This is a genomic window from Melioribacteraceae bacterium, from assembly GCA_030584085.1.
Taxonomy (GTDB): domain Bacteria; phylum Bacteroidota; class Ignavibacteria; order Ignavibacteriales; family Melioribacteraceae; genus SURF-28.
In genome coordinates this window covers 3118805-3144181 of the sequence record CP129490.1, presented here as the reverse complement: position 1 = coordinate 3144181, position 25377 = coordinate 3118805, and the positions used below count along the sequence as shown (strand labels likewise).

Genomic DNA, 25377 nt, shown 5'->3' with positions numbered 1-25377 from the left:
TTTACCAATTAGATACAACCGCAAGCAGTATATCTTCGGTTATTTTATCTATTGCTGTTTTAATAGCGTCGTTTCTGAAGGTTGTAATGTCACCTTCGTTTACATAGTCTGCATAATTTGAAAAAGTTTGCTCAAAGATTGTTTTTTTCATTATAAAATCTTTATAAATGACTCTAACAGTTAATGTGACTCTTCTAGTTTCTACTGCGGTAATACCTTCTTGAGCTCCAACTGATGACGGGGCATCGACAAGCGAGAGAATTGTACTTTCTAAAATTGCATCGGCATTAACTCTTTCGCGAATTTGTAAAGAGTTATCATCAATAAATTTTGTTATTAATTCATTTGTGAAATCTTCTCTTAAACTTGGTTCGCCCGAACCGCTTCTATCATCAAACAATGGAATGGCAATCGATTCAAGATGCTGAGGAATTGAGGCTCCGGTAAAAGAATAACTGCACGCACTTAATACCAAAGCAATTATGAATAATATAAATATACTTTCTAACTTTCTATTGAATGTCATAATCTTTTAATTTTCTGTAAAGTGTACGTTCACTAATATTCAAAAGTTTTGCAGCTTTTCTTTTATTTCCTCTTGTAAAATCGAGTGCATTTTCGATAGCTTGTTTTTCAAGTTTATCGATTGGAATTACTTCATCGACTTCAAACTTTTTACCGGTGTTTTGAATCTCGGAATGGTTGTTCAATGCAATATCTTTTAATTCAATCAAATCCTTTTTTATTTCGATCAATGCGCGATAAATCATTTCTCTATCTAATGCTTCAGGAGATCGGTTTAAATGAACGGGTAAATTTTTTATTTGATCCGAAGAATCACCCAACGATAATAAAGGAAGAAAATCTTTTTCGGTTAAATAAGAATCTCTCGATAGAGCAGTTGCCGTTTCAATTGCATTTTTGAGTTCGCGGATATTCCCGGGCCATTTATAATTGTATAGTAAATCCCATGCTTCTTTGCTTAATTGTGGTTTTGTAATTTTATTTTCTGTTGAATAATTTTCTAAAAAATGTTCAATGAGAGCGGGAATGTCCGAAGGTCTTTTACGAAGCGGGGGAATACTCAACATGACTGCTTTCAAACGAAAGTAAAGATCACTTCTAAATCTTTTTGCGGCAACTTCATCTTGCAAATCTTTGTTTGATGCTGCGATTATTCTAACATCAACTTTGGTTACCGTTTCGCTTCCTATTCGCATAAATTCTTTAGTCTCTAAAACACGAAGTAACTTTACCTGAGTTGTTAACGGCATTTCACCAATTTCATCAAGGAATAATGTACCGCCATCGGCAATTTCGAAGTAACCTTTCCTATCATCTATTGCACCTGTGAAAGATCCTTTTTTGTGACCGAATAATTCACTTTCTAAAATTCCTTCGGGAATTGCACCGCAATTAACACTGACCAATTTTTTGTCGGAACGATTACTTGCACCATGAATTGCTCTGGCAAAAACTTCTTTACCGGTTCCCGATTCACCGTAAATTAAAACTGATATGTCAGAATGTGCAACTTGCAGCGCAATATCCGATAAATCTTTAATTTCTTGAGATTTGCCAATAATTCCAAACTTATTTTGAAATTCTGTGATTGTCATAATTCATTTTTTTTGAGAAGTTTAAAATAGCATAAATGATGCTGATAATTAAGGGAAATCTTAAAAAAGTATGACAGAATGTCCGTCTTCTGCCAACATCACTTTTACAGAATGCGGAAATGTTTGGTTTCTGAGGTATTTTACAAGCTCTTGTTCATCTTCATCCGAAATATGTGTGAGATAAATTTTTTCCGGGTGATAATAAGCTACAATGCCGTGTATCCAATCTTTATCAATATGAGTTGTTTCGGTGATAAAAATCTTTGGTTTTACTTCATCAAAAAGAAATAAGTCTTCACGTATCCCGATATCGGATGTATAAATAATTGATTCATCTTTTATTTTAATAAGCATGCTAGAGGATACAAATTGATTCTCCGGAATTGAATCTGTTCTGTACTTATTTGTTATGTGTGAATTTTGTTTAGCATAGAAACTAATTTCATCATCAATCGGATAATCTTTTCCGAATTCAAAACCGATTATATCTAATTCGAATTGCAAACTTTCTTCAAATATGTAAGTGGAGTGAAGAAAATTTTTCAACGGCTCGACTAAATTTGTGTGGGTAAATATTGTTAGTCTACCAACTCTCTCATCTAATTTCATCTGAGTTATTAAAGAAGCGATTCCACTAAAATGATCGGCATGATAATGTGTAAAGAGAATAGAATTGATTGAATTAAAAGAGATACTATTCTTCAGAAATGCTTTTGAAATTCCATCACCGCAATCAATTAATAAATTTGTATTTCCGTTTTCAATTAATATTGATGAATGATCTCGTTTAAGAGATGTTTTGCCCGAACCGGTTCCGATAAATCTTATTTTCATTTATTCTACTGAAATTACTCTTCCGTTCAAATCATATTTACTTTTAAGGTAAGAAAGCAATGGAGATGCTTCTTGTTCGGTTGAAAGATGACCGAACATGACAACATTAAGAATTGAGCCGCCGACACTTTTTGTCCCCAGTTCAACCGGATAACCATCATTCTGAATTGCGTTTGCCAAATTTTGTGCATTTTCTAAATTTAAAAATGCGCCGGCTTGTATCGTAAAATTATATTTGTCGATTTGCTGAACAGGTGGTTGAGCAGGTTTTACCGGCTCTTTCGCAATTTCAACTTCGTCCGGAATTGTTCTATCCGCAGCTCGAATATACGGTGATGAAGGATAATCATTTTTCAATTTTGTAAGTAAATCTTCAGCTCTTTTATAAACCCCAAGCGAATAATAATAAGAGAATACTCTATACAATGCCGCATCGGCATAATTACTTTTGGGATGCTGTTCGTATATTGTTTGATATTTTTGGACAGCGGAATTACCGTCTTCTGTTAAAACTGCGTCAAGAAAATATACTGATGGATCGTTCGGGTGTGAAGTTTTTAATTTGCTCAATCCGTTTACCGCAGAAGTATAGTCGCCATCTTCAATTGCTTTTAGATATTCAACAATGCTAACTTCTTGAGCAAACAGAGCACCAACTAAAAATAAAACAAATATTGTGGATTTTATTTTCATCCCTTTACGCAGTTAGGGAAACTTTTTCGCCGACCGGATTAACGATTTTCATAATATCACCGAACAATGTAGCAGAAGTTGCGCGATTAATTTTTACTTTTACATAATCGCCTTTTTTAATTTCGTCATTTAACGGGAAGATAACAACTTTATTCGTATCGGTTCTTCCGGCTAAAAATTGATCGGACTTTTTGCTTGTTCCTTCAACAAGAACTATCTCATCGGTACCAACTAAATTTTGATTTATTTCGTAAGAAATTCTTTGCTGAAGATCGATTATTTCGTTTAATCGTTTGGCTTTTGTTTCTTCGGGAACGTCATCATTCATTTTGAATGCTTTTGTTCCTTCACGGGGTGAATATTTAAACATATAGGCGCCGTCATATCGAACTTTTTCCATAACATCTAAAGTTCCTAAATGATCTTCGTAAGTTTCTGTAGGAAATCCAGAAATTATATCGGTTGAAAAACTTACACCGGGAATAATTTTACGAGCTTTTTCAATCAACTTGAGATAGTGATCTACCGTATAGGTTCTGTTCATTTCTTTTAAAATTCTATCTGAACCTGACTGAACAGGAAGATGAATATAGTTACATAAGTTTGGATGTTCGGCAATTGTGTAAAGTAATTTATCGGACAAATCTTGCGGATGTGAAGTTGTAAATCTTACTCTGATTGATCTATCGACCGAAGCTGCTGCAGCAAGTAAATCAGCGAAATCTCTGCCTTCATCATTGTATGAATTAACATTTTGACCGAGCAAAGTAACTTCTCTAAAACCTCTTCTTGAAAGCTGTCCAATTTCTTCAACAACCGATTCTAAATTTCTGCTCCTCTCTCTTCCGCGTGTAAATGGAACAACACAAAATGTACAGAATTTATCGCAACCTCTCATCACGGAAATCCAAGCTGAAAGTCCGTCTTCTCGATAAGGAATTATATCGTCATAAGTTTCTGTTCGAGAAAGTTTAACCCCGATTCCTTTTTCACCCGAAAATGCAGTATCGATGAATTCCGGAAGTCTTCTGTATTCATCCGGACCAACGACAAGATCAACAACTTTTTTAGATTCAACTAAATCTTTACGAAGTCTTTCCGCCATGCAACCAAGAATACCTATAACCATTTCGGGATTCTTGTCCTTGTATCGTTTCAAGTTTCCGAGTCTTCCGTAAATTCTTTGTTCTGCGTTATCCCTAACACTACATGTATTTAATAAAATTACGTTTGCATTGTTAAGTTCTTCGGTTAACTCGTAGCCTTTGTTTTTTAAAATACCCATTACTAATTCGGTATCGGCCACATTCATCTGGCAGCCGTATGTTTCGATATATACGCTATTCTTAGCCATCTTATCTTATTTTGTTATAAGGGAACAACAAAAATAGGAAAATTAATAACGAGTCAAAAGGTATAAAACAGCATTCAATAATATGAATGCAAAGAGACTGAAAAAAGCAGCAAAGTATATTTTTCGCTTTTTACGCCATTCGTGGATATTCGGAGGGTTATCGTTATATTTGTTTCTAGTGAACATGATTTCTGATTTTAATATTAACAAAATTACTGAATCGAAAGTTTATTAGTTTTGATGCAAATCAAACATAAAAGTTTCGGAAAATCAAAAAAATATCATTTATAAGCACAAAAAGTTCAAGGGAGTGAAATGGATTTAAAAGATAAAGTAGTATTAGTTACGGGAGGTTCCTCGGGAATTGGTTATGCAATTGCCGAGATGGCAAAAAATAAAGGAGCAAAAGTTATAATTGCAGCAAGAAATCGCGAGAGATTGGATAAAGCTGCAAAACAACTCTCAGCACTTCCGGTTTTATGCGATGTTGGAAACGAAAAGCATGTAATTGAATGTTATGATGCGGTTATGAAAGAATTTGGAAGATTGGATGTGCTTATTAACAACGCAGGTTTCGGTTACTTTGCGATGATTGATGAACTTGACAAAAAGAAATTTGAAGAAGTTTTCAATACAAATGTTGTCGGTGCCGCTTTGATGGCAAAATATGCAGCTAGAATTTTTAAGAAGCAGAATTACGGAAATATTGTTAATATTTCTTCTACTGCTGGAATAAAAGGGTATGCAGGCGGAACTGCCTATACCGCGACAAAGTTCGCATTAAAGGCAATGTCGGAATGCTGGCGGGCTGAATTACGTCAACATAATGTTAGAGTTATTCATGTTAATCCAAGTGAAGTTCAAACAGATTTCTTTACAAACGCAGGTGGTTCGGAAAGAAAGTTTAACGAAACAAAACTTATTGCTGAAGATATTGCACATTCGGTTATTTCCGCGTTAGAAATGCATGATAGAGGATTCATTACAGAGTTAACGGTATTCGCGACAAATCCTAAATAGATTATGGACATCGAAGAATTAAAAAAACAAGCTGCAGAAAAAGCAGTTGAGCAAATTCAATCCGGTATGGTTGTTGGATTAGGAACGGGCAGTACAACTACTTTCGCAATTCAAAAAATTGCCGAACTATTAAAAAGTGGTCAGTTAAAAAATATTGTCGGAATTCCAACTTCTAAGACAACGGAAGAATTAGCAAGATCACTAAATATTCCTTTAACCACATTTGCAAAAATCCAAGAAATTGATCTTACAATTGACGGCGCCGATGAAGTGGACTTCGACCTTAATTTAATTAAAGGTGGAGGAGGAGCTTTGCTTCGTGAAAAAGTAGTCGCGCAAGCAAGTAAAAAGGTAATCATTATTGTTGATGAATCGAAAGTCTCCAAGCATCTCGGAGAGAAATGGCATGTGCCGATTGAAGTTTTACAATTCTGTGTTGAGCTCGAAAAAAAATATTTGGAATCAATTGGTGCAAGAGTAAAATTACGTTCAGGTAAAGATGGCAATCCATTCATTACTGATGAAGGTAATTATATTTTAGATGCAAATTTCGGAGTTATTAATTCACCGCAAAGTTTAGCAGGACAATTGGAATCCAGAGCGGGAATTGTTGAACACGGACTATTTATCGGATTAGCTGATGAAGTTATTGTCGCAGCAAGCAATGGTACTAATTCGTTAAAAAAATCAAAAAAGTTGAAACCCATTTTATAAACTGATTGTAAGAAAACTCGGTAATAAAATTTTTTGAATTTTTTAGATCTACTTAATAAGTTTGCAACGTTTCTAATCACATACTGAAAAATTATGAGCATTAAAGTAGAAAACCTCACCAAAAAGTACGGCACACAAAGAGCAGTCGATAATATTTCGTTTGAAGTAAAAGAAGGAGAAATTCTCGGATTTCTCGGACCGAACGGTGCCGGTAAAACTACAACAATGAAAATCATCACATGTTACATGGCTCCATCAGACGGCGATGTAACTGTTGACGGACTTTCAATTCATGAAAATCCCGATCTGATCAAAAAGAAAATCGGTTACTTGCCGGAATCGAATCCGCTTTATTATGACATGCCGGTTTTAGAGTATCTCGAGTTTGTGGCCGAATTGCAAGGAGTTCCAAAAGATCAAATCAAAAAACGAATTGTTGAGATGGTTCGGGTCTGCGGTTTAAATGTTGAAAAACACAAGAAGATCGGTGAACTATCGAAAGGTTACAGACAGAGAGTTGGTTTAGCTCAAGCCATGATTCATGATCCCGATATTTTAATTCTAGACGAACCGACAACCGGTCTCGATCCAAACCAAATAGTAGAAATAAGAAAACTCATCCGTGAATTGGGAAGAGAGAAAACCGTTATACTTAGCACACATATTCTCCCCGAAGTTGAAGCAACTTGCGATAGGATTTTAATTATCAATAAAGGTAAAATTGTTGCCGACGGAACTCCGGATAGTTTAAGAAATAAAGCGAAGGGACAGGAAGTCTTACGTGTTCAGATTTCGGAAGCTTCAAGTAAAGATGAAATTATTTCATCACTTCAACAACTTGAAAATGTTGCGATGGTTGATACGGTACAAATTAGTGAAAACACTTTTATGGTAAACAGCAATCCGGGTACTTCATCGCGTAAAGACATTTTCCATTTATGCATAAATAAAAATTGGGTGTTGACTGAAATGTCACCAATCGAAACAAAATTAGAAGACATATTTAGAGAATTAACTACGAATTAATTATGAAATCAGTTTGGGTAATTACAAAAAGAGAATTAAGATCATTTTTTGATTCGCTCATTGCTTATATAATGATTACGGTTTTTTTAGGATTGAGCGGATTTTTCACCTGGCTTTTCGGTTCCGATATTTTCTTGTTGGGACAAGCAACTCTTCAACCATTTTTTTCGGTTGCTTATTGGACTTTATTCTTTTTCATTCCCGCATTAACCATGAGAATGATTGCCGAAGAAAAACGCAGCGGAACATTGGAATTATTATTAACTAAACCGGTTTCCGATTGGCAAGTTTTACTTGGAAAATTTTCTGCCGCATTGTTGTTAATAGTTATTGCCTTAGTTTTAACAATCCCATATTACATTACAGTTTGGGCAATCGGTCCGGTTGATCACGGCGCGGTTTGGTGCGGTTATCTCGGGATGATTTTAATGAGTATGGCTTATATCGGAATAGGATTATTTGCAAGCAGTCTAACCAATAATCAAATTGTTGCTTTCCTCACATCACTTTTTATCGGGTTATTCTTCCTAATCATTTTTGATGTGCTTGCAGGCAGTTTCACCGGAAGTTTTGCGCAGTCCTTTAATTTTTTAAGTATATCAACTCATTATGAATCTATTTCACGCGGTGTTGTTGATACAAAAGATATTATCTATTTCTTATCCATAACATTTTTAGGATTGACACTTGCAGAATCTGTTTTATCAAAAAGAAATATTGTTGAGAATTAACGTCTATGCTTACTAAAAGAAAAATTCAAATATCACTCGCGTTTATTGTTGGAATTCTTGTTCTTGTAAATTTTATATCCGACAAATTTTTTCTTCGTTTAGATTTTACCGAAGACCAACGTTACAGTTTAAGCGAAGCAACAAAAAATATTTTGACGGAACTTCAAAATCCCGTTACGGTATCGGCATATTTTTCGGAAGAACTTCCTCCTGATATCGCAAAGGTAAGAAGAGATTTCAGAGATTTGTTGATTGAATATTCCAACAGATCGGGCGGAAATGTTGTTTATGAATTTATAAACCCAAGCGAGAATGAAGAAACAGAAATGAAAGCTCAGCAGAGCGGAATTTCTCCGATAATGATAAACGTTCGCGAGAAAGATCAGATGAAACAGCAGAGAGCTTATCTCGGTGCGGTTGTTCAAATGGGAGAAAAGAAAGAAGCAATTCCGCTAATTCGTCCCGGTGCCGCAATGGAATATGAACTTTCTTCAGCAATCAAAAAAATCTCTGTGAATCAAAAACCTAAAATTGCTTTAGTGCAAGGTCATGGTGAACCATCATTAATGGAACTCCCTCAAGCACAGCAAAAGTTAAATGTTATTTATGATGTTGAAGAATTCACGATAACAGACACTACGTTAATTCCGAATAATTACGAAGCTTTACTTATTGTTGCACCGAAAGATACAATCCCGCAATCGCACTTAACGCAATTAGATAATTATATAAATAACGGTGGAAGATTATTACTTGCCTTAAACAGAGTTGAAGGTGATTTACAAAATGCACGAGGAGTGGAAGTTTACACAGGTTTAGAAGATTGGCTTGCTCAAAAAGGAATTACAATTGAAAATAAACTTATCATTGATGTAAACAGCAGTCAAATTATGGTTCGCCAAGAACAAGGCGGTTTTGTTATGAATACACCGGTAAGATTCCCATATTTACCGATAATAACAAATTTCAATGAACATCCGATTACAGAAGGACTTGAGCAAGTTTTATTCCCGTTCGCAAGTCCGATTATTTTTAATCCGCAAGACACGGCAATTGGAATTACGCCTATTGCATTTACTTCGGAAAAATCCGGAACGGAAAACTCAAACACATTTTTTGATATATCAAGAGAATGGAATCAAACCAATTTTAATCAGTCTAATCTAGTTGTAGCTGTCGCAGTTGAAAATGACATCGGAAGAATGATTGTATTCGGTGACGGTGATTTTATTATAAACGGAAGCGGACAAAATCAACAGAGACTTAACGAAGATAACGTAAATCTTTTTGTTAACGCAGTCGATTGGCTTGCCGATGATACCGGACTAATTCAACTTAGAACGAAGGGTGTTACCGGAAGACCGATTGATCCTACACTTGAAGACGGTACGAAAGCATTATTAAAATATCTCAACTTCTTACTGCCGATATTTGCCATTATTCTTTACGGAGTTTACAGATTCCAAATAAAACGAAAATTGAAAACCAAATTGATGAACGTAGATTATGATTAGTGTGTTATCAAACAAAAAGCTGGGACTTGCATTTCTTGTATTGCTGATCATTGCAGCAATCATATTCTTAACCGATCAAGGATCCAATGAAAGATCATTCAGAACGGAATTAGTTTCTATTGATACTTCCAAAGTTTCGCAAATTATTATTTATCCGAGACAAGCAGATACTGATAAAATTAAGTTATACCAAGAAGTAGATAAATGGAAGGTGGAATTAAGTAACGATAAATCGGCTTTGGTTCCTCAAAGAAAAATTGATGATATTCTTAACCAACTTGTAAATCTAAAACCGGAAAGATTAGCCGGAAGAGGGGAGAGCAGTTGGGTTGATTTTGAAGTCGATACCTCCGCAACAAGAGTCGAAGTTTATGAAGGTTCAAGCAAAACACTTGATTTGGTGATCGGCAAATTTACATTTCAGCAGCCGAGAGCAATGAAAACATTTGTCCGCATAGCAAACGATACAGATGTTTATGAAGTCGACGGATTTCTTAGTATGACATTCAATCAAAATAGAGATTCCTTTAGAGATGCAACTGTAATCAAAGGTGATGTAAATAATTGGAAGAGTATTTCATTTTCTTATCCGACGGATAGTTCTTATCAGCTTGTGAAGGTTAATGACAACTGGCAATTTTCAAACGGTGCGGCTGTTGATTCGGCAAAGACATCAGTGAAATTACGACAACTTGCAAGTATAAACGGAAATGAATTTTTAGATGTAAATAAATCTGAATTACCTTTACCTCAATTCAAATTGACAATCATCATGAATGACGATAGCCAAATTGAAGTATTCGGCTACAAGAAAGAAAATAATTTGATTGTCAATTCCTCATTAAATCCCGATTCATACTTTAACGGAAGCAAAAATGATTTGTTCAATAAAGTATTTGTCGGTTCGAAAGAATTTTTGAATTAAAAACTATTCGTGTATTCGTGGTTTTAAAAATTTTTGTTGCCACTACTGCACGAATAAAAACCTAACATTCTTGTCCTCCGTAGTTCTACGGATTTACTTTAACTAAATCCCAGTTTATATTATAATCAGATAACAACTTTTTTCGCAGCTACTGAGAAGACGCTCTTCGACAATAAATATTGATGGTAATGTATGTAATGCAATAAAAAACATAATTACTTAATTTGAATTATTGAAAGCAGCCTCAAGCAAGTCATCAGCTTGAGCGGAACAAAAGCAATTAAAATTTAGGCGGAAAAATGAAAACTATATTTAACTCAAAAACACATCCGGCATTAATCTACTTTTTCCTTTTGATTTTTGCCTTTGTCCTCGGAGCATGCAATACAACAGAACCCCCAGACGGCGATGGAGATAATAAACCGGACACAACAAGCCACAACTTTACTTGGGAAACTTTCACATTCGGAGAGCAAAGCAGCAGTGTACTCTATGACGTAGCGATAATAGATGAGAATAACATTTGGGCGGTTGGAGAAATATATATGTATGATTCAACCGGAACAATTGACCCGTATCCTTATAATGCAATTCATTGGGCTGGGAGTGAATGGGAATTAAAAAAAATTATTGTTGAATATAAAGGCAATCAAACAATCGCACCATTGTATGGTATTTATGTTTTACCAGATGGTAATATAGTCTTTTCTAGTGGATTACCATACTTACCTGAGGGTGATGATTGGAAGCTTTACCATTTATGGGAAATGGGGATTTTGAGTGATGATGACGGAAGTGTAAAACATATTTGGGGTACGTCAGTTAATGATTTATACTTTGCTGGTGATAGAGGAACAATAGTTCATTACAATGGAAATAGATGGTTAAAAATAGAAAGCGGAACGGAGTTGAATATACAAGACATATATGGGAGTATAAATACAAATAATGGTGAAGTAGAAATATTATGTATAGCATCAGATAAATATCAAAACAATGGTTATTCACTGATAAAAATAGTGGATAACACTGCTGACAAACTTACAGCAACAGAATTACCCTGGAGCTTAAGCAGTATTTGGTTCATACCCGGCAAAAAATATTATTTGGGTGGGGACGGACTTTATATGGCAAATAATCCTGAAAGAGCCTGGCAAAAGGAAACAAACTTTCCAACATATTATAAAGATAGAATTAGGGGAATAGGATATAATGATATAGTAGTAAGTGGGTCAAACGGTTTATTATCTCATTATAACGGTAATACCTGGAAACATTATATGGAAGAAGAACTTCCTTATATTGTAGGACGATATAGTTCTGTAAATATCAAGGGAGATATAATAGTTAGCGTGGGTTACAGAGACAGAGAAGCAATAATAGTGCTTGGTAAAAGGTGAAAGAATGTTAATAAATAATCATAGCCCGCCAGGAGATTAAAAGCGGAAGAGGAGTGTTGCAGCACTCTCTCTTCCTTAAAAACAAACATCAGGCAAGCGAAATTATTTCACAACGTGAAATACGCCTTTTTGTTTGTTGTTATGAAAGATAATAACTTATTACAAAAATAGGTTTAAGAAGAGGTAAAAATGAATAAGCTTATACTTTTGTTGACTTTTTTGATTCTGGCATGCAAAGAAGATCCACCGGTTGCACCCCCTGATCCACCACCTCCGCCAACGGTAATTAATGATACACTTGAAGTATCTATTATCGACGTTACACACATAAGTATTGTCGTTAATGTGACTTCAACTAAAAACAATACAAAATCATTTGTTGAGTTATACAGAACAGAAAATAGTACTGGGTACCTTGTAGCAGAATACCCAATAACAATAACAGATACAACAATTGTTGACGATAACAGCGGAAATGATTTACAGCTTAACACTGAATACAGTTATTATGCAGTAAGAAGAGACACCTCCGGAGCAAGAAAAGACACGAGCAGCATAGCTTATGCAGCAACACTTGAAGCAACTGCTTTTAATTACACCTGGGAAGAGTATTCGATAGGTGAATGGAACAGCGTGCTTTATGATGTTTGGGGAAGTGATGAAAATAATGTATATGCTGTAGGAGGTGTTCGTGTCAATGATACTTCATATGGGGTTATTCATTGGGATGGAACAGAATGGAGTATTTTTAGTCAATTTGGCGGCGGTGTTGCTATCCACGGCTTTTCAGCAAATGATATTTGGAGTGCCGGCGGCGCTGTTTATAATTTTGATGGTAATGAATGGAACCGTGTTGATGGATTCACAAGTGGTAATCAATCTTTTCCATTGGATCAAGTTCTATTTGATAATCGACCTTATTCATCAATTTGGGGCACGAACAGTAGCAATTTGTATTTTGGAAATATACGTGGTGATGTAGTTCATTGGGATGGTGCAAAGGCAACATTAGTCTACAGCGATAACAGTGAAGTGAATGTAAAAGATTTAGACGGTTATAGTGATGATTTTATTATAGGTGTAGGAACTGGCTTAGTGCCACCAGTTCTAGCAATTGAATTTGACGGTAACGAGTGGTCTGCACTTTCTATTCAACAAATCTACTCAGCTAACACAGTATCAATAATAACACCCAATCATGTTTATTTCGGAGGTGGTGGCATATTTCAATTGAAATCGGATCTCTATTCACAAGCTTATAGTACCAATTACTACGTCTGGCGGATCGATTACAATCATCAAAATGGTGTAACTGCAGCAGTTGGTGCTTTTGATGCTGTTTATCTAAACAATGGAATAGAGTGGATGGACTATAGTGGACAAATCACATCGGATAAAACTACATATACGTGGATATTCATGATCAACAACACGATCTTTTGTGTTGGCAGTACATTAAACGAAGCAAAAATAATTGTTGGGAAAAATTATTAAGCTGCTTACATTGATATTTTAATCAAACCCTCTTCCGGATGTTATGAATCTCTCCCAGAAAAAAACAGCTAATTAACTATCGTTTCTCTGTTATAATTTCCATCAGTAATTTCACTCAAAGTTTGAAAAGCAAGTTTGGTAATCTCTTCAAACACAATAGGATTTAATGTTTCCGGTTTATCACTTTGAGAATGTAGGTGAGTATAACTGAATCTTGTTACAAAATATAAACTCGGTATTCCAATGTTATGAAAAGGCGTTGCATCAGCACCACCGCCGGACCAAGTTGCATCGACTGTTAATTTTGAATTTTGTTTATCAAGTTCACGAGCTAAGTTCCATAAATTAGGAGCACTCTTACCGTTACCAAGTTGAATACTGTCGCCGTGACCAACACAATCCATGTTTAACATTGCAACAACTTTCTCTTTATCCACGGGAAGATTATCGGCTAAATACTGTGCACCTTCCAATCCCGATTCCTCATTAGAAAATAACGCAAATATAATCGATCGATTCGGTTTAATTTCTTGAGCCGTAAATGCTCTTGCAATTTCAAGTACTGCAGCCGAACCTGATGCGTTATCATTCGCACCGGGAAAAAATATTTCTTTTCCTTGCTGTCCGACGTGATCAAGATGCGCACCAAGCATTACATATTCATTTTTTAATTGTTCATCACTGCCCGGAAGAATGCCAATTATGTTTACAGTCTCTTTTTCCTTTTCATATTTTGCATTAACAACAATTTGTACTTCCGAATTTAATTCAACCGAATGAGGTTTTTTCTCGTTATCAATTTTTGTCTGAAGTTCAACAAGAGTATAGTCCGAATTCTTGAAAAGATCATCAGCTACATGAAGATCAACGTGGAGTTGAGGGAAACTTACATTTTGTTCACCGCTTCCGTGTAAAACACTTCCTATTGGTGCTCTCGGAATTTCATCATTTGGAAATGATACAAACAAAATTGCTTTGGCACCTTTATCTGCCGCAACTTTAGATTTTGGTCTGGGTGTTCCTTCCGGCCAATTTTTATCTTCTATTTTCCATCTCGGATTTTCTTTAAACACCATTACAATTTTATCCGTTACATCGATTCCATTATAATCATCATAACCAATTTCTTGGGATGAAATTCCATAACCGGCAAAAACAACTTCACCTTTAATATCTCCCGAACCGGTGAAACCGCGGAACACATAATCATCACCAAGTTTATATTCCTTTACAATTTTATCATCTTCAATTAGATTAAGCGAGCATGGAGGGAGGATTTCATTGTACTCAACATTAAATTTTTGAAAATATGATTTACCTTGAAACGGTTGCAGACCAATTTTGCTGAATTCATTAGCCATAAACACTGCCGCTTTATAATAACCTTCGCTTCCGCCAAGTCTTCCTTCAAGTTCTTCACTTGCAAGATATTCAACTGTATTCATTAGGTTTTCTGATTTTATAAAATCGGATTGCGCAAAAGAAAGAGTTGTAATTAATATGATCAATATAATGCGATGCATTGGTTCCTCAAGTATTATATTTATTAAACATTGAGTCAAAGATATTAATAAAAATATAATGGAGGAAATGATTGAAGATGATTAATTGAATTGGTTATTGTGGAAGAAAAATCTAAAACAATATTTATATGATCTTTGAAAGCGTATTCAAGTTAGCAAAAACAAAAATCCGGGATTTTCAAAATCCCGGGTTTTTCTAATTAGAACTTTCCTGCAATTTGATTATTACACTTCCAACATTTACCATATTTTAGTTTATTATCGATGACCGAATGCCAATCTCTAATAATAAGCGGTTCATTGCAGTTTGGGCAGTAAGTTGTTTGTCCATCTAAATTATGCACGTTGCCGACATATACATATTTTATCCCACTCTTAATTGCTATGTTTCTTGCCATTTTTAAAGTTGAAGCCGGAGTTCTTGTTTTATCCAACATTTTAAAATCAGGATGAAATGCTGTAAAGTGAAGTGGAATTTCATCTCCAAGGTTTTCTAATATCCAATCGCACATTTGTTGTATTTCTTCGGGGGAATCGTTTTCATCTGGAATTAACAGGGTCGTTATTTCAAACCAGATATCTGTTTCATTTTTAAGCCAAAAAAGAGTATCGAGGACATCATTGAGATGCGAGAAAGTAATTTTGTGATAAAACTGTTCCGTGAAAGCTTTCAAATCTACATTTGCCGCATCAATATATTTGTAAACATCTTTGCGAGCTTCTTTATCAATATAACCCGCAGTAACCATGACTGAATTTATCCCTTCCTCACGAGCAAGTTTTGAAATGTCGATAACATATTCACCAAAGATTGTCGGGTCATTATAGGTAAAAGCTATCGAAGGAGTTTTATATTTTTTCGCAATTTTGATTACATCTTCAGGTGATGCTTCAAGCGAATGAAGGTCATCATATTTTGATTTACTAATAGTCCAGTTCTGACAGAACTTGCAACCAAGATTACAACCCGCTGTCCCGAAACTCAATACATCAGTCCCGGGATAAAAATGACTCAGTGGCTTTTTCTCAATCGGATCAACAGCAAAACCGGTAGGTCTTCCGTATCCCGTTGAATATAGTTTTCCGTCAATATTTTCTCGAATGAAACAGAACCCTTTTTGCCCAACTCCAATTGTGCAATAACGCGGACAAAGTGTGCAAAGAATTTTTCCGTTTTCTTGAGTTTCCCACCAGTTAGCTTCTTTCATTTCAATGTATCCCCGGGATTTTCAAAAATAAGACGTAAATCCCAAACCATTGCTTAACTAAATTAAATAGACTAATCCCGGGGATTTACATAAACTCCCCGAGTTACTCAACCAAATAATAACTCAGCCAATTTCTCTTTATCAAATTCTTGATAACTCTTTACAAAAGATCGATAATCTTTGACCTGTTTTAAAATAATATTTTTACTAACAAAAGATATCTCACTTGGCTTTATATAATCAGTATAACTTGAAAACTTCCATTCATCAGGTTCGCTAACGAGCTTTGCTCTGACCGGATTCAAATGAATGTATCTTGTTAAGTGTAAGAGATAATCATTATCCGGTACTAATTTTGATTTATACCTTCCTTCAAAAAGAGGTCCGCTTCTATTTGTTTCTTTATTAAACGATTTAGAATAACTGAGAAATAATTTTTTTAATGCTGTTAAAACCTCTTCTTCTCTTTGAACAAGTATTAATAAATGGAAATGATTCGGCATTAGACAGTAAGCGACAATTTCTGTATAAGGTGATAAATATTGGTTTACTTTTTCAAGGAAGAAATAATAGTTCCGCTTTGCAAGAAATATATTAGAATGATTTACGCCACGATTGTAAACATGATAATAACAATCATTAAAAAATTTTGTATCACGGTACGGCATTTTTGACTCTTTGAATTTATCAATCTATGAGGAATGGAAATTAAATGAGAAAAATCCCCGGGATTTTCCGGATAGAATAAATTAGATACTATTTGAAATTATCAAAATTACCGGGTAAATCCCGGGGATTTGTACAAAGAAATTAAATCACAACAAATCTCAACCAGCTTTTTCTGCCTTTTTCTGTATAAGGTGCTCCGGAAGTAAAAATAACAACATCTCCATTTTTTACAAATGATTTTTCTTTAATGATACTTGTAGCTTTTTCAATGGCAGCATCTTCCTCAGAAAAATCTTCCATGAAATATGGGAAAATTCCCCAATGGAGATTCAGATTATTAAGCGTATCGAAATTATTTGATATTGCGATAATAGGAGAGACAGGTTTAAATTTAGAAATTACCCGAGCTTTTCTGCCACAATTAGTAAATACAACAATGCATGCTGCCTTTACTTGTTCAGCAATGTTAGCAACCGCAAGTCCGACTGAATCAAAAAGATTATCAGCTAAGTTTTCCGGAACAGAGTATTGAGCATTACATCTGAAATTTCTTGTGGCTTCAGTTTTATGCAGAATATTATTCATAATTCTTACAGCTTCAATGGGATATTTACCTATTGAAGTTTCGGCGCTTAACATTACCACATCCGTTCCATCCCAAACAGCATTTGCAACATCGGAAGCTTCAGCTCTAGTCGGGACCGGATTGTTCACCATGGATTCGAACATTTGTGTTGCGGTTATAACAAGTTTGCCAACAGAATTACATTCGCGGATAATTTGCTTCTGAATTATCGGAACATCTTGAGGGGGCATTTCGACACCGAGGTCACCGCGGGCAACCATTATTCCATCGGCAACTTTTAATATATCCGAAAAATTATCGACGGCTTCTTTTTTTTCAATTTTTGCAATTACGGGAGTTTCGTTGTTGTTACTTTTTAACCAATCTTTTAGTCGTATAATATCTTCCGGTTTCCTTACAAAAGATAATGCGATATAACTTATTTTGTGATTTAAACCGAACACTAGATCTTCGATATCTTTTTCAGTCAAAGATGGAGTACTCAAATTCATTCCCGGTAAATTCATACCTTTTCGAGGTTTTAAAACGCCACCTTCAATAACTTCACAAACTAAATGATCATTTTTCTTTTTCACTATTTGAAGATTTATTAAACCGTCATCGATAAGAATTGTATTTCCAATTTCCGCATCCTCAAGTAATTCTTTGTATGAAGTTGAAATCATATTACTCGTCCCGATAATTTCATCCGAAGTAATTTCAATTGATTTTCCGGCTAGCAACTCAATTTCAGGTTCAGCTAAATCACCAGTACGAATTTTTGGGCCTTGTAAATCTTGAAGTACCGGAATCGGTAACGACATTTCCGTTCTAACATTATGAATTTTACTCAATACTTTGTCAAAGTAATCATAACTGCCATGCGAGAAATTAAGTCGAAATGCATCAACACCGACATAAATTAATTTTGCTAGTTGTTCTTCTGAATCCGTTGCCGGACCAATTGTTGCGAGAATTTTTGTTTTAGCTAAAGCTCCGATCACTTTTTGCCCTTTTTACTTTTCTTTGTTTGATTTGCTGCTGTATTGTTATTCTTATTTTGTTGTTTCGGTCTTGCGAGGTGATACATTTTTACTAATTTCTTTTCAACTTTTCCAAAAACGGAGTTTGTTTCATAGCTTCCGCGTTGATTTTTCTTTCCGGCTTTAACTCCTGTTAGAATTTCGATTGCTTCTTCAACTCTCTGAACTGGATAAATATGAAATTGTTTTTCTGCAACGGCTTTCACAACTTCATCATTCAGCATTAAGTCTTTTACGTTTTGTATCGGAATAATTACGCCTTGCTTTTTATTGAAACCGGACTTCTTACAGATTTCAAAGAACCCTTCAATTTTTTCATTCACGCCACCGATAGGCTGAATATCGCCTTTTTGATTAACCGATCCGGTTATTGCTATTGATTGTTTGAGTGGAATTTCAGAAAGACAAGAAAGTAAAACGCAGATTTCCGTTATTGATGCACTGTCTCCGTCTATTGTTCCGTATCCTTGTTCAAAAACTAGACTTGCATTAAATGAAAGCGGAACTTTATTCCCAAATGTCTCTTTGAAATATCCGCTAATTACAAGTACACCTTTGTTGTGTGTACTTCCGCTTAATCCGGCTTCACGTTCAACATTTATTATACTTCCATTACCGAGTGATACCGATGCGGTTAAACGTGTTGGTTTACCGAATGAATATAGTCCGTTCCCATAAACTGCTAAACCGTTTAATTGACCAATTCTTTCACCCTTTGTGTCAATTAAAATTGAACCTTCGGTTATCATCTCAGTTACTTTTGATTCATACAAGCTATGTCTTTCTTTTGCCGATTCGTATGCATGGTTAACATGATATGCGGTAACAAATTTATCGCCGTTATCTTTTGCCCAAAAACTAGCTTCGCGAGCAAGATCAGTTATATATGCAAACCGAGTCGTGAGCTTTTTCTGATCACCGGCATAACGTGCGCCGTACTCGGCAATTTTTGCTATTGCACCCTTGTCGAACTCAAGCAGCTTTTCATTCTCAATTAATTTTTTAACAATTCTAGCATATTCGTTTAAAGCCGTGTCAGTTAATTTCATTTCGTAATCAAACTCGGCTTTTATTTTAAAAATTTTGTTGAAGTCATCTTCGTAGCTTGTAAGAACGGAATAGATATAATTATTACCGACAAGAATTACTTTAACATTCATCTCAATCGGTTCCGGTTTAATTATACTTGGTGAGAATTGGTATAGATTTGCAATATCTTGTATTTCTAATTTGCCATATAACAATACTCGTTTTAAGGCTTTCCAAACGCCGGGTTCACTGCATGCATCCATTGCATTTATTACAATATATCCACCATCAGCTCTTAGTAAAGAACCTCCCTTTATTCTTGTAAAATCCGCATACCAACCGCCTTGCCCGTCACTAAATTTTTCAATCGTTCCAAAAAGATTGCTGTATGAGGGTGATGTTTCGATAAATACCGGACATTTTTTTGTGTTTGAATTATCGAGTATAATGTTTACTTCATAATCTTTGAGATAATCGACAATAAAACCTTCTTCAGATTTTTCTTGAGCAGGTCTTGCACCTTTGAAGACTTCAAGATTTGCAAAAATATTGGCTTTAACTTTTTCTAAATACTCAATTACACTTTGATCTTTATAAACAGATTTCAAATGCCCGATTACTGCTTTAATGAGATGATCGACTTCATTTACTTCCAATTTTAACATTGCTTCTCGAAGTTCTTGACTGAGCTTTAGACTATTCTTGAACAAAGTTTGTAAGCCTTGTTGATTCTCTGTGTATTTTTGAAAAAGTTCGTCGGCTTTTTCTTTAGTGATTTTTTCTTCTTTTACCAACTCATCCAACTGTTGAACCATAATCGGTTGTTTATCAATTACGGCAAGTATTTCGGGACGAGGAACTTCACCAACTTTAATTTGACCAAGTGTTAAGCCATCCTTGTTTAAACTTGCTTCAAATTCGTTCATCATCTTTTGCTGCTGTTCTGTATAACGAGAGATAACATTTTTTTTGAGTTCCACAAAAGATTCACTTTCCAGCGCTTGAGGAATGTGTTCTTGTAAATATTTAATTGAATCGATCAAATCTTTTCTAAACTTACATGCTTTTCCTGCTTCAAAGACTAATAGTTTGGGGCGATCAACATCTTCAAAATTGTTTACGTAAGCATAATCTTTCAGACTTGAGCACTCAGGCGAAATGGTTTCAAGCATAGATTTAATAGTATACATTTTTCCGGTGCCGGAGAGTCCGGTTACAAATATATTATAGCCGGGACTTTCAATATCAACACCAAGTTTGAGTGCTTTAACAGCTCGCTCTTGTCCAACAATTCCTTCAATGGGTTTTACTTTTGTAGTTGATTCGAATTCAAATACATCGGGATCACAAGTCCATTTCAATTCTTCGGGTCTTAGTTCAGCGGGTTTTGGTGCTTTCAGATTCGGCATATATTTACCGTTCAATTTGTTGAAGTGAATTATAAAAATAACATAAAAATGTCGCGATTGAAATAGCGATGCTTTGAATCCAACTAAATATAATACTTCATATAAATGGGATATTATATATTAGTTTTTAAGCTGTCAATTCTTTCTAACGAATTAAATTTACTTTTTTAAATTTCTTATATAACTTTCAAAGTTTGAAAAACCTCATACTCAAATATGATTAATAGAAAAAATATTTTTATAATTTCATTTCTTATCTCAATTCTTCTAACCGGTTTAATATCAATCTATTTATATAGTTCAGTTTTACCACTCAATTTAAAATTAGCCAATGAAAGAGAACTTTCACCTTCCGAAAATAAGTTTGTGGTGCACGATTATGATAAAGATGGAAGGAGCGAATGGTTTGAATTTGGAAATAAAGATTTTTCGAATAGATCTATTGTACTGTTCTATATAGATGAAAATTTATTCGTTGAAGAATTCTCAGCTAAAGGAAAAGGAGACATTCGATGGAATCATTTTACTGATATTAATGATGATGGAAAAGATGATATAATTTTATTCACAGTGGATAAAGATTCTCTTTTATTAACAATTATTGATTTACATTCATTGAGTTATATCGAAAAAGAAAGATTTATCTTGACTCGTGAAAAAGATAACAACCTCATGTGGGATCTCGCATGTTATTATATTGGGAAAATAAAAAATGAACTTTATTTCTTTATTGGTGCTGGGTATTCTCATCATCCAAGAGTTTTTATCTCATACGATTTAACCAACGGAACAATTTCGAATTCATTTAAAGTATCCTCCATTTTTACTTATAACGAAATAATTAGTACCGAAAAAGATGCTGATCAAGTAATTGTCTCAGTGAGTTCAGCAACAGGTAATATTCCCGAAGGTAAATTTAACGATATGACGAATTGGATATTGATGTTCGATCCCGAACTGAACTTGATCAGTAAACCCAAGAATTTTGGTGAATACCCCAAATCCGGTTTATATTCAGTTTACTTACATAATAATAAGAATTCAATTCTTGTCATGGAGACTTTTTCATCTACCTTAAGGAGAAAAATAAAAGTTCATTCATTAAATGATTCGTTAATTATTAAAAACACCTTAGAGATAATTGGCACTAGTGCAGACATTAAATCAATAAAAATAAGTGGGAAGGATTATGCAATTATTGCTGCGAATTCAGGAAAATTAATTTTAGTTGATGAAAACCTTGAGGTAAAGCAGCAAGTATCTATAGGTGCCGGGAAAGATTATAAGATATATATCTCTGATCATAATTATGACGGAGAACCAGAATTATATTTGTTTTCTGAATATGAAGTATTTATGTATTCTGATAAATTTGATCTATTGCTGGAGAAAAAATTTTCTAGGCACATAATAAATGAAAAGAATTTCATCTCAATAGATAAAAATAATAAAACAAGCGAAAGTGGAATTTTAATCAACACTTCGGAAGGTATGAGTTATTACAACATTATTGAAAATAAGAACTATAATACCCTCCCAATTTACTCCATATTATTATTGATTTTGAATTTTCTACTGATGTTCATTCTCTTGACTCTTTATAATGTCTATCAACTTTTTGTTAAACGAAAACACGCAATACTAAGAAATCATTCTTTTGCAATTTTTGATTCATATGGATGGTTAATTCAAAAATCACCAAGATTTAATTATGCAATAAATATTAATTCCTTGGACGAGTTACTTGAAGAATTAGAAATAAATACAAATAGGGAAGATTTTTTAACTGAGATTAGGGATAATAAGAAAACGATAAAACTTAATGATCATATAATAGAGTTTATTCTAATTGAGGATAATAAGTATTTACATGAGCCAATAATTTATGCACAAGTAGAATTTAACCAATTAAAAGATGTATTTGAAAAAGACGTCTGGTCTAAATCAATTCAAAAAATTGCACATGATATTAAAACACCTTTATCATCAATCTTGTTGAATCTTAAAGCAATAGGTCTAAGATTAGAAAAAGTGAATTTTATCGGAAAGGATGAAGTAGTAAGTGATATTGACGCGATGAAAGCCGAATTGGATAGAATTAATAATTTGACACGCGGCTTCTTACGGTTCACTAATATTGACAAACCAAAATTTAAAATCACAAATCTTGCCGAACTTATAGAGGATGTAAGAAAATCATTTTCATTCTTCACAAATAATGGCATTCAAATTGAAGTTCAAATAGATAGAAGCATCTATATTTATGCGGATGACCATCAAATCAAAGAAGTTTTTCAAGTAATAATTGAAAACGGAATCGAGGCAATGAATCACTCGGGTATAATCAGCATTAGTGCAGAAATTATTGATGAGAATCCGGACACACGGTGTAAAGAGGTAATGATCACAATTTCAGATCACGGAGAGGGGATGAGTGAAAGTGCATTAAAAAAAGTATTTAATACAACTTTTACATCCAAACCAACAGGTAACGGATTAGGATTAAGGATTGCAAAAAAAATTATTGATTTGCATAAAGGCAAAATAGAAGTTTATTCCAAGCTTGGTATTGGCAGCACATTTAAAATATTTTTACCACTAGAAAAAATTATTAATAATGAACAAAAAAATTCTGGCAATTGATGACGATAGCGGATTATTGGCTTCAATCAAAAAAACACTAGAACTTACAAACTATGTAGTTACAACTCTAAACGATCCGAGCAAATATGAATCAATTGAGAATGTTGATCAGTTCCAAGCTATTCTTCTTGATATTAAAATGCCTAAGATCGATGGTTTGGAACTTTTGACAATCATTCATTCCAAACATCCTCACATTCCTATAATTATGATTTCCGGTGAGAGTGATATTCAAACTGCGGTTCAGTCCTTAAAAGACGGCGCTTACGATTTTATAGAAAAGCCAATTGATCCTGATAAACTTTTAGTGACAATAAAAAATGCCGTTTCCATAAAATCTCTTTATGATGAAAACATTAGAATGAAAGATGAGATTTCAAAACAGTATTCTATTGTGTATGAAAGCATTTGGATGGAAGATATTATGCACAAGGTTGAACATATGGCACCCACACGAGCTAAAGTGCTAATATACGGTGAAAGCGGTACAGGTAAAGAGTTAATCGCAAGAGCACTTCATGAAAAAAGTGATAGAAGAGACAAACCTTATGTAAAAATAAATTGTGCCTCAATTCCTTCTGAATTATTAGAGAGTGAATTTTTCGGTCATAAGAAAGGATCATTTACAGGTGCAGCAAACGACCACGAAGGTAAGTTTATTCAAGCTGATGGCGGTACATTATTTCTTGATGAAATTGGTGATATGGATTTACGATTACAATCAAAATTATTGCGTGCTGTTGAAGAATCTGAAGTTGAATTAATTGGTGACAATAAGCCACGCAAAGTTGATGTAAGAGTAATATGTGCTACAAATAAAAATTTACCGGATCTTGTTAAGCAAGGTAAATTTAGAGAAGATTTATTTCACAGACTAAATGTTGTCAAAATAAATATACCTCCGCTGAGAGATAGAAAAGATGATATTCCCAAATTGGTTGAATTCTACATTAAAAAATTTAATGAAGACTATAATAAAAAAATTGAAGGGATTAATGCTCGTGCTGTTGGCTTGCTTAAAAGTTATGATTGGCCCGGCAATGTAAGGGAACTAAAAAATCTTATAGAGAAAGTAGTGATATATAATGTCTCGAATACAATTACCTTCGAGGATATTATTAATTCATTGGACGAAGGAATTTTGCGTCACTTAGAAAAAAATACTGAGTTGAAGAATTTCAATTCTCTTAAGGAAGCTAGGCAAGAATTTGAGAAACGCTACATATTAAAAACACTAAATGAATATGAATGGAAAATCCAAGAAACCGCAAATGCTCTTGGTATCGATCGTACAAATCTTTTTAAGAAGATGAAGAGTTATGAAATAGAAAAATCGTAATTGTAATCATGTATTCCCGAAGTTCTTGTGTTGCAAAAAGTGCAACGAAAAAAACTATTTCGTTTCAAAGTTTCAACTCTATTAAAAACTCACCCCGTTCTAAACTCCAAAAGATAAGATTTTAATGGTATGCAAATTGATTATAGTGGAATCGAGTGATTATTTACAAAATAATCAGAGTTGGGCTCATGTTAATCGATAAAAGTTACGAAAACAAGAATCAAGTAAAGAGGGATTTGATCATAAGTTTAGCTTTATTTTTTGCAACCCTTTCTATCATAGTAATTCTTCTTTGAAGTAATGAACCGATGAATGAGGGTGGTTGCTTCTCTCTAGGGGTCGGTTAATCCTGGCCCCGCCGATTTGAACATTCTCTTAAATATAAATTGACATCTGAATTAAAATTTATTTACGGTAAGCGGGTCGGAAATAGATCGATAAAAGTGTATCAAAAACTTGATAACACCTATTTTGTAATTTTAAAATCTTATTTTCTTGGAATCTGTTATTGTAAAAAGAATTTATCGTTTTCAAATTACGGTGCGGTTGAAGACCTCATAATTGATTTTAAAGAGCAACACCACAACATTCGCTGATTCTTTAAATATCATTACACTAAATCCGA

20 protein-coding genes are annotated in these 25377 nt (G+C 34.3%); 10 read left to right on the top strand and 10 right to left on the bottom strand.

What is annotated here, in order from left to right:
* Nucleotide 1 precedes the first annotated feature (1 nt).
* The 5 genes from QY331_14200 to miaB are packed head-to-tail and all read right to left on the bottom strand — an operon-like array spanning nucleotide 2 to nucleotide 4500.
* Nucleotides 2-526, bottom strand: coding sequence for an LptE family protein (locus QY331_14200; GenBank protein WKZ69109.1), 525 nt, complete (start codon nucleotides 524-526; stop codon nucleotides 2-4).
* Nucleotides 513-1619 (bottom strand): sigma-54 dependent transcriptional regulator, encoded by a 1107-nt coding sequence (locus tag QY331_14195; protein ID WKZ69108.1) that lies wholly within the window; start codon nucleotides 1617-1619, stop codon nucleotides 513-515. Before QY331_14195 ends, QY331_14200 begins: the two co-directional genes overlap by 14 nt.
* A 60-nt stretch (nucleotides 1620-1679) precedes the next feature.
* Nucleotides 1680-2453 carry an MBL fold metallo-hydrolase gene (locus QY331_14190; GenBank protein ID WKZ69107.1) on the bottom strand — a complete coding sequence of 258 codons (774 nt, stop codon included), beginning with the start codon at nucleotides 2451-2453 and terminating at the stop codon, nucleotides 1680-1682.
* A complete protein-coding gene (locus tag QY331_14185) occupies nucleotides 2454-3146 on the bottom strand; it encodes an SPOR domain-containing protein (protein ID WKZ69106.1) in 693 nt (230 codons plus the stop codon).
* Nucleotides 3147-3150: 4 nt separating this feature from the next.
* On the bottom strand, nucleotides 3151-4500 hold the full coding sequence (gene miaB, locus QY331_14180; protein ID WKZ69105.1) for a tRNA (N6-isopentenyl adenosine(37)-C2)-methylthiotransferase MiaB: 1350 nt from the start codon (nucleotides 4498-4500) through the stop codon (nucleotides 3151-3153).
* Between the two features lie 315 nt (nucleotides 4501-4815).
* Here miaB and QY331_14175 point away from each other — a divergent pair, with 315 nt between their 5' ends.
* From QY331_14175 to QY331_14140, 8 genes are all read left to right on the top strand, one after another.
* Nucleotides 4816-5520, top strand: coding sequence for an SDR family oxidoreductase (locus QY331_14175; protein WKZ69104.1), 705 nt, complete (start codon nucleotides 4816-4818; stop codon nucleotides 5518-5520).
* Nucleotides 5521-5523: 3 nt separating this feature from the next.
* Nucleotides 5524-6234 carry a ribose 5-phosphate isomerase A gene (gene rpiA, locus QY331_14170; GenBank protein WKZ69103.1) on the top strand — a complete coding sequence of 237 codons (711 nt, stop codon included), beginning with the start codon at nucleotides 5524-5526 and terminating at the stop codon, nucleotides 6232-6234.
* A 93-nt stretch (nucleotides 6235-6327) separates the two neighbouring features.
* On the top strand, nucleotides 6328-7260 hold the full coding sequence (locus QY331_14165; GenBank protein ID WKZ69102.1) for an ATP-binding cassette domain-containing protein: 933 nt from the start codon (nucleotides 6328-6330) through the stop codon (nucleotides 7258-7260).
* 2 nt (nucleotides 7261-7262) lie between these two features.
* Complete coding sequence (locus QY331_14160) at nucleotides 7263-7991, top strand: ABC transporter permease subunit (GenBank protein WKZ69101.1); 729 nt, start codon at nucleotides 7263-7265, stop codon at nucleotides 7989-7991.
* 5 nt (nucleotides 7992-7996) lie between these two features.
* The gene (locus QY331_14155) at nucleotides 7997-9505 is read left to right on the top strand and encodes a GldG family protein (protein WKZ69100.1); all 1509 of its coding nucleotides are present in this window, start codon (nucleotides 7997-7999) and stop codon (nucleotides 9503-9505) included.
* Nucleotides 9498-10430, top strand: coding sequence for a DUF4340 domain-containing protein (locus QY331_14150; protein ID WKZ69099.1), 933 nt, complete (start codon nucleotides 9498-9500; stop codon nucleotides 10428-10430). The genes QY331_14155 and QY331_14150 overlap by 8 nt, the downstream gene beginning before the upstream one ends.
* Before the next feature lie 299 nt (nucleotides 10431-10729).
* Nucleotides 10730-11830 carry a glucosyl transferase gene (locus QY331_14145; GenBank protein WKZ69098.1) on the top strand — a complete coding sequence of 367 codons (1101 nt, stop codon included), beginning with the start codon at nucleotides 10730-10732 and terminating at the stop codon, nucleotides 11828-11830.
* Between the two features lie 189 nt (nucleotides 11831-12019).
* Nucleotides 12020-13324, top strand: coding sequence for a hypothetical protein (locus QY331_14140; GenBank protein ID WKZ69097.1), 1305 nt, complete (start codon nucleotides 12020-12022; stop codon nucleotides 13322-13324).
* A 68-nt stretch (nucleotides 13325-13392) separates the two neighbouring features.
* On the opposite strand, the gene QY331_14135 is transcribed toward QY331_14140, so the two are convergent.
* From QY331_14135 to QY331_14115, 5 genes are all read right to left on the bottom strand, one after another.
* Nucleotides 13393-14847 carry a M20/M25/M40 family metallo-hydrolase gene (locus QY331_14135; protein WKZ69096.1) on the bottom strand — a complete coding sequence of 485 codons (1455 nt, stop codon included), beginning with the start codon at nucleotides 14845-14847 and terminating at the stop codon, nucleotides 13393-13395.
* Nucleotides 14848-15047: 200 nt separating this feature from the next.
* Nucleotides 15048-16055 (bottom strand): AmmeMemoRadiSam system radical SAM enzyme, encoded by a 1008-nt coding sequence (gene amrS / locus QY331_14130; protein ID WKZ69095.1) that lies wholly within the window; start codon nucleotides 16053-16055, stop codon nucleotides 15048-15050.
* Between the two features lie 107 nt (nucleotides 16056-16162).
* Nucleotides 16163-16723, bottom strand: coding sequence for a transposase (locus QY331_14125; protein WKZ69094.1), 561 nt, complete (start codon nucleotides 16721-16723; stop codon nucleotides 16163-16165).
* Between the two features lie 142 nt (nucleotides 16724-16865).
* The gene (gene pyk / locus QY331_14120; protein WKZ69093.1) at nucleotides 16866-18293 is read right to left on the bottom strand and encodes a pyruvate kinase; all 1428 of its coding nucleotides are present in this window, start codon (nucleotides 18291-18293) and stop codon (nucleotides 16866-16868) included.
* Nucleotides 18290-20770, bottom strand: a complete 2481-nt coding sequence (locus QY331_14115) for an AAA family ATPase (protein WKZ69092.1) — start codon at nucleotides 20768-20770, stop codon at nucleotides 18290-18292. The genes pyk and QY331_14115 overlap by 4 nt, the downstream gene beginning before the upstream one ends.
* 216 nt (nucleotides 20771-20986) lie before the next feature.
* Between QY331_14115 and QY331_14110 the strand changes: the two genes are divergently transcribed.
* Both QY331_14110 and QY331_14105 read left to right on the top strand, forming a co-directional pair.
* The gene (locus QY331_14110; GenBank protein ID WKZ69091.1) at nucleotides 20987-23413 is read left to right on the top strand and encodes a HAMP domain-containing sensor histidine kinase; all 2427 of its coding nucleotides are present in this window, start codon (nucleotides 20987-20989) and stop codon (nucleotides 23411-23413) included.
* The gene (locus tag QY331_14105; GenBank protein ID WKZ69090.1) at nucleotides 23388-24752 is read left to right on the top strand and encodes a sigma-54 dependent transcriptional regulator; all 1365 of its coding nucleotides are present in this window, start codon (nucleotides 23388-23390) and stop codon (nucleotides 24750-24752) included. The genes QY331_14110 and QY331_14105 overlap by 26 nt, the downstream gene beginning before the upstream one ends.
* Nucleotides 24753-25377: the final 625 nt, after the last annotated feature.

Bases quoted from the DNA above. Each gene is read 5' to 3' on its own strand.
- QY331_14140 (WKZ69097.1), top strand. From the start codon at position 12,020: ATGAATAAGCTTATACTTTTGTTGACTTTTTTGATTCTGGCATGCAAA.
- QY331_14190 (WKZ69107.1), bottom strand. From the start codon at position 2,453: ATGAAAATAAGATTTATCGGAACCGGTTCGGGCAAAACATCTCTTAAA.
- QY331_14200 (WKZ69109.1), bottom strand. From the start codon at position 526: ATGACATTCAATAGAAAGTTAGAAAGTATATTTATATTATTCATAATT.
- miaB (WKZ69105.1), bottom strand. From the start codon at position 4,500: ATGGCTAAGAATAGCGTATATATCGAAACATACGGCTGCCAGATGAAT.
- QY331_14175 (WKZ69104.1), top strand. From the start codon at position 4,816: ATGGATTTAAAAGATAAAGTAGTATTAGTTACGGGAGGTTCCTCGGGA.
- QY331_14160 (WKZ69101.1), top strand. From the start codon at position 7,263: ATGAAATCAGTTTGGGTAATTACAAAAAGAGAATTAAGATCATTTTTT.
- QY331_14145 (WKZ69098.1), top strand. From the start codon at position 10,730: ATGAAAACTATATTTAACTCAAAAACACATCCGGCATTAATCTACTTT.
- QY331_14125 (WKZ69094.1), bottom strand. From the start codon at position 16,723: ATGCCGTACCGTGATACAAAATTTTTTAATGATTGTTATTATCATGTT.
- QY331_14135 (WKZ69096.1), bottom strand. From the start codon at position 14,847: ATGCATCGCATTATATTGATCATATTAATTACAACTCTTTCTTTTGCG.
- QY331_14105 (WKZ69090.1), top strand. From the start codon at position 23,388: ATGAACAAAAAAATTCTGGCAATTGATGACGATAGCGGATTATTGGCT.
- QY331_14150 (WKZ69099.1), top strand. From the start codon at position 9,498: ATGATTAGTGTGTTATCAAACAAAAAGCTGGGACTTGCATTTCTTGTA.
- QY331_14195 (WKZ69108.1), bottom strand. From the start codon at position 1,619: ATGACAATCACAGAATTTCAAAATAAGTTTGGAATTATTGGCAAATCT.
- QY331_14155 (WKZ69100.1), top strand. From the start codon at position 7,997: ATGCTTACTAAAAGAAAAATTCAAATATCACTCGCGTTTATTGTTGGA.
- QY331_14185 (WKZ69106.1), bottom strand. From the start codon at position 3,146: ATGAAAATAAAATCCACAATATTTGTTTTATTTTTAGTTGGTGCTCTG.
- QY331_14115 (WKZ69092.1), bottom strand. From the start codon at position 20,770: ATGCCGAATCTGAAAGCACCAAAACCCGCTGAACTAAGACCCGAAGAA.
- QY331_14110 (WKZ69091.1), top strand. From the start codon at position 20,987: ATGATTAATAGAAAAAATATTTTTATAATTTCATTTCTTATCTCAATT.
- rpiA (WKZ69103.1), top strand. From the start codon at position 5,524: ATGGACATCGAAGAATTAAAAAAACAAGCTGCAGAAAAAGCAGTTGAG.
- amrS (WKZ69095.1), bottom strand. From the start codon at position 16,055: ATGAAAGAAGCTAACTGGTGGGAAACTCAAGAAAACGGAAAAATTCTT.
- QY331_14165 (WKZ69102.1), top strand. From the start codon at position 6,328: ATGAGCATTAAAGTAGAAAACCTCACCAAAAAGTACGGCACACAAAGA.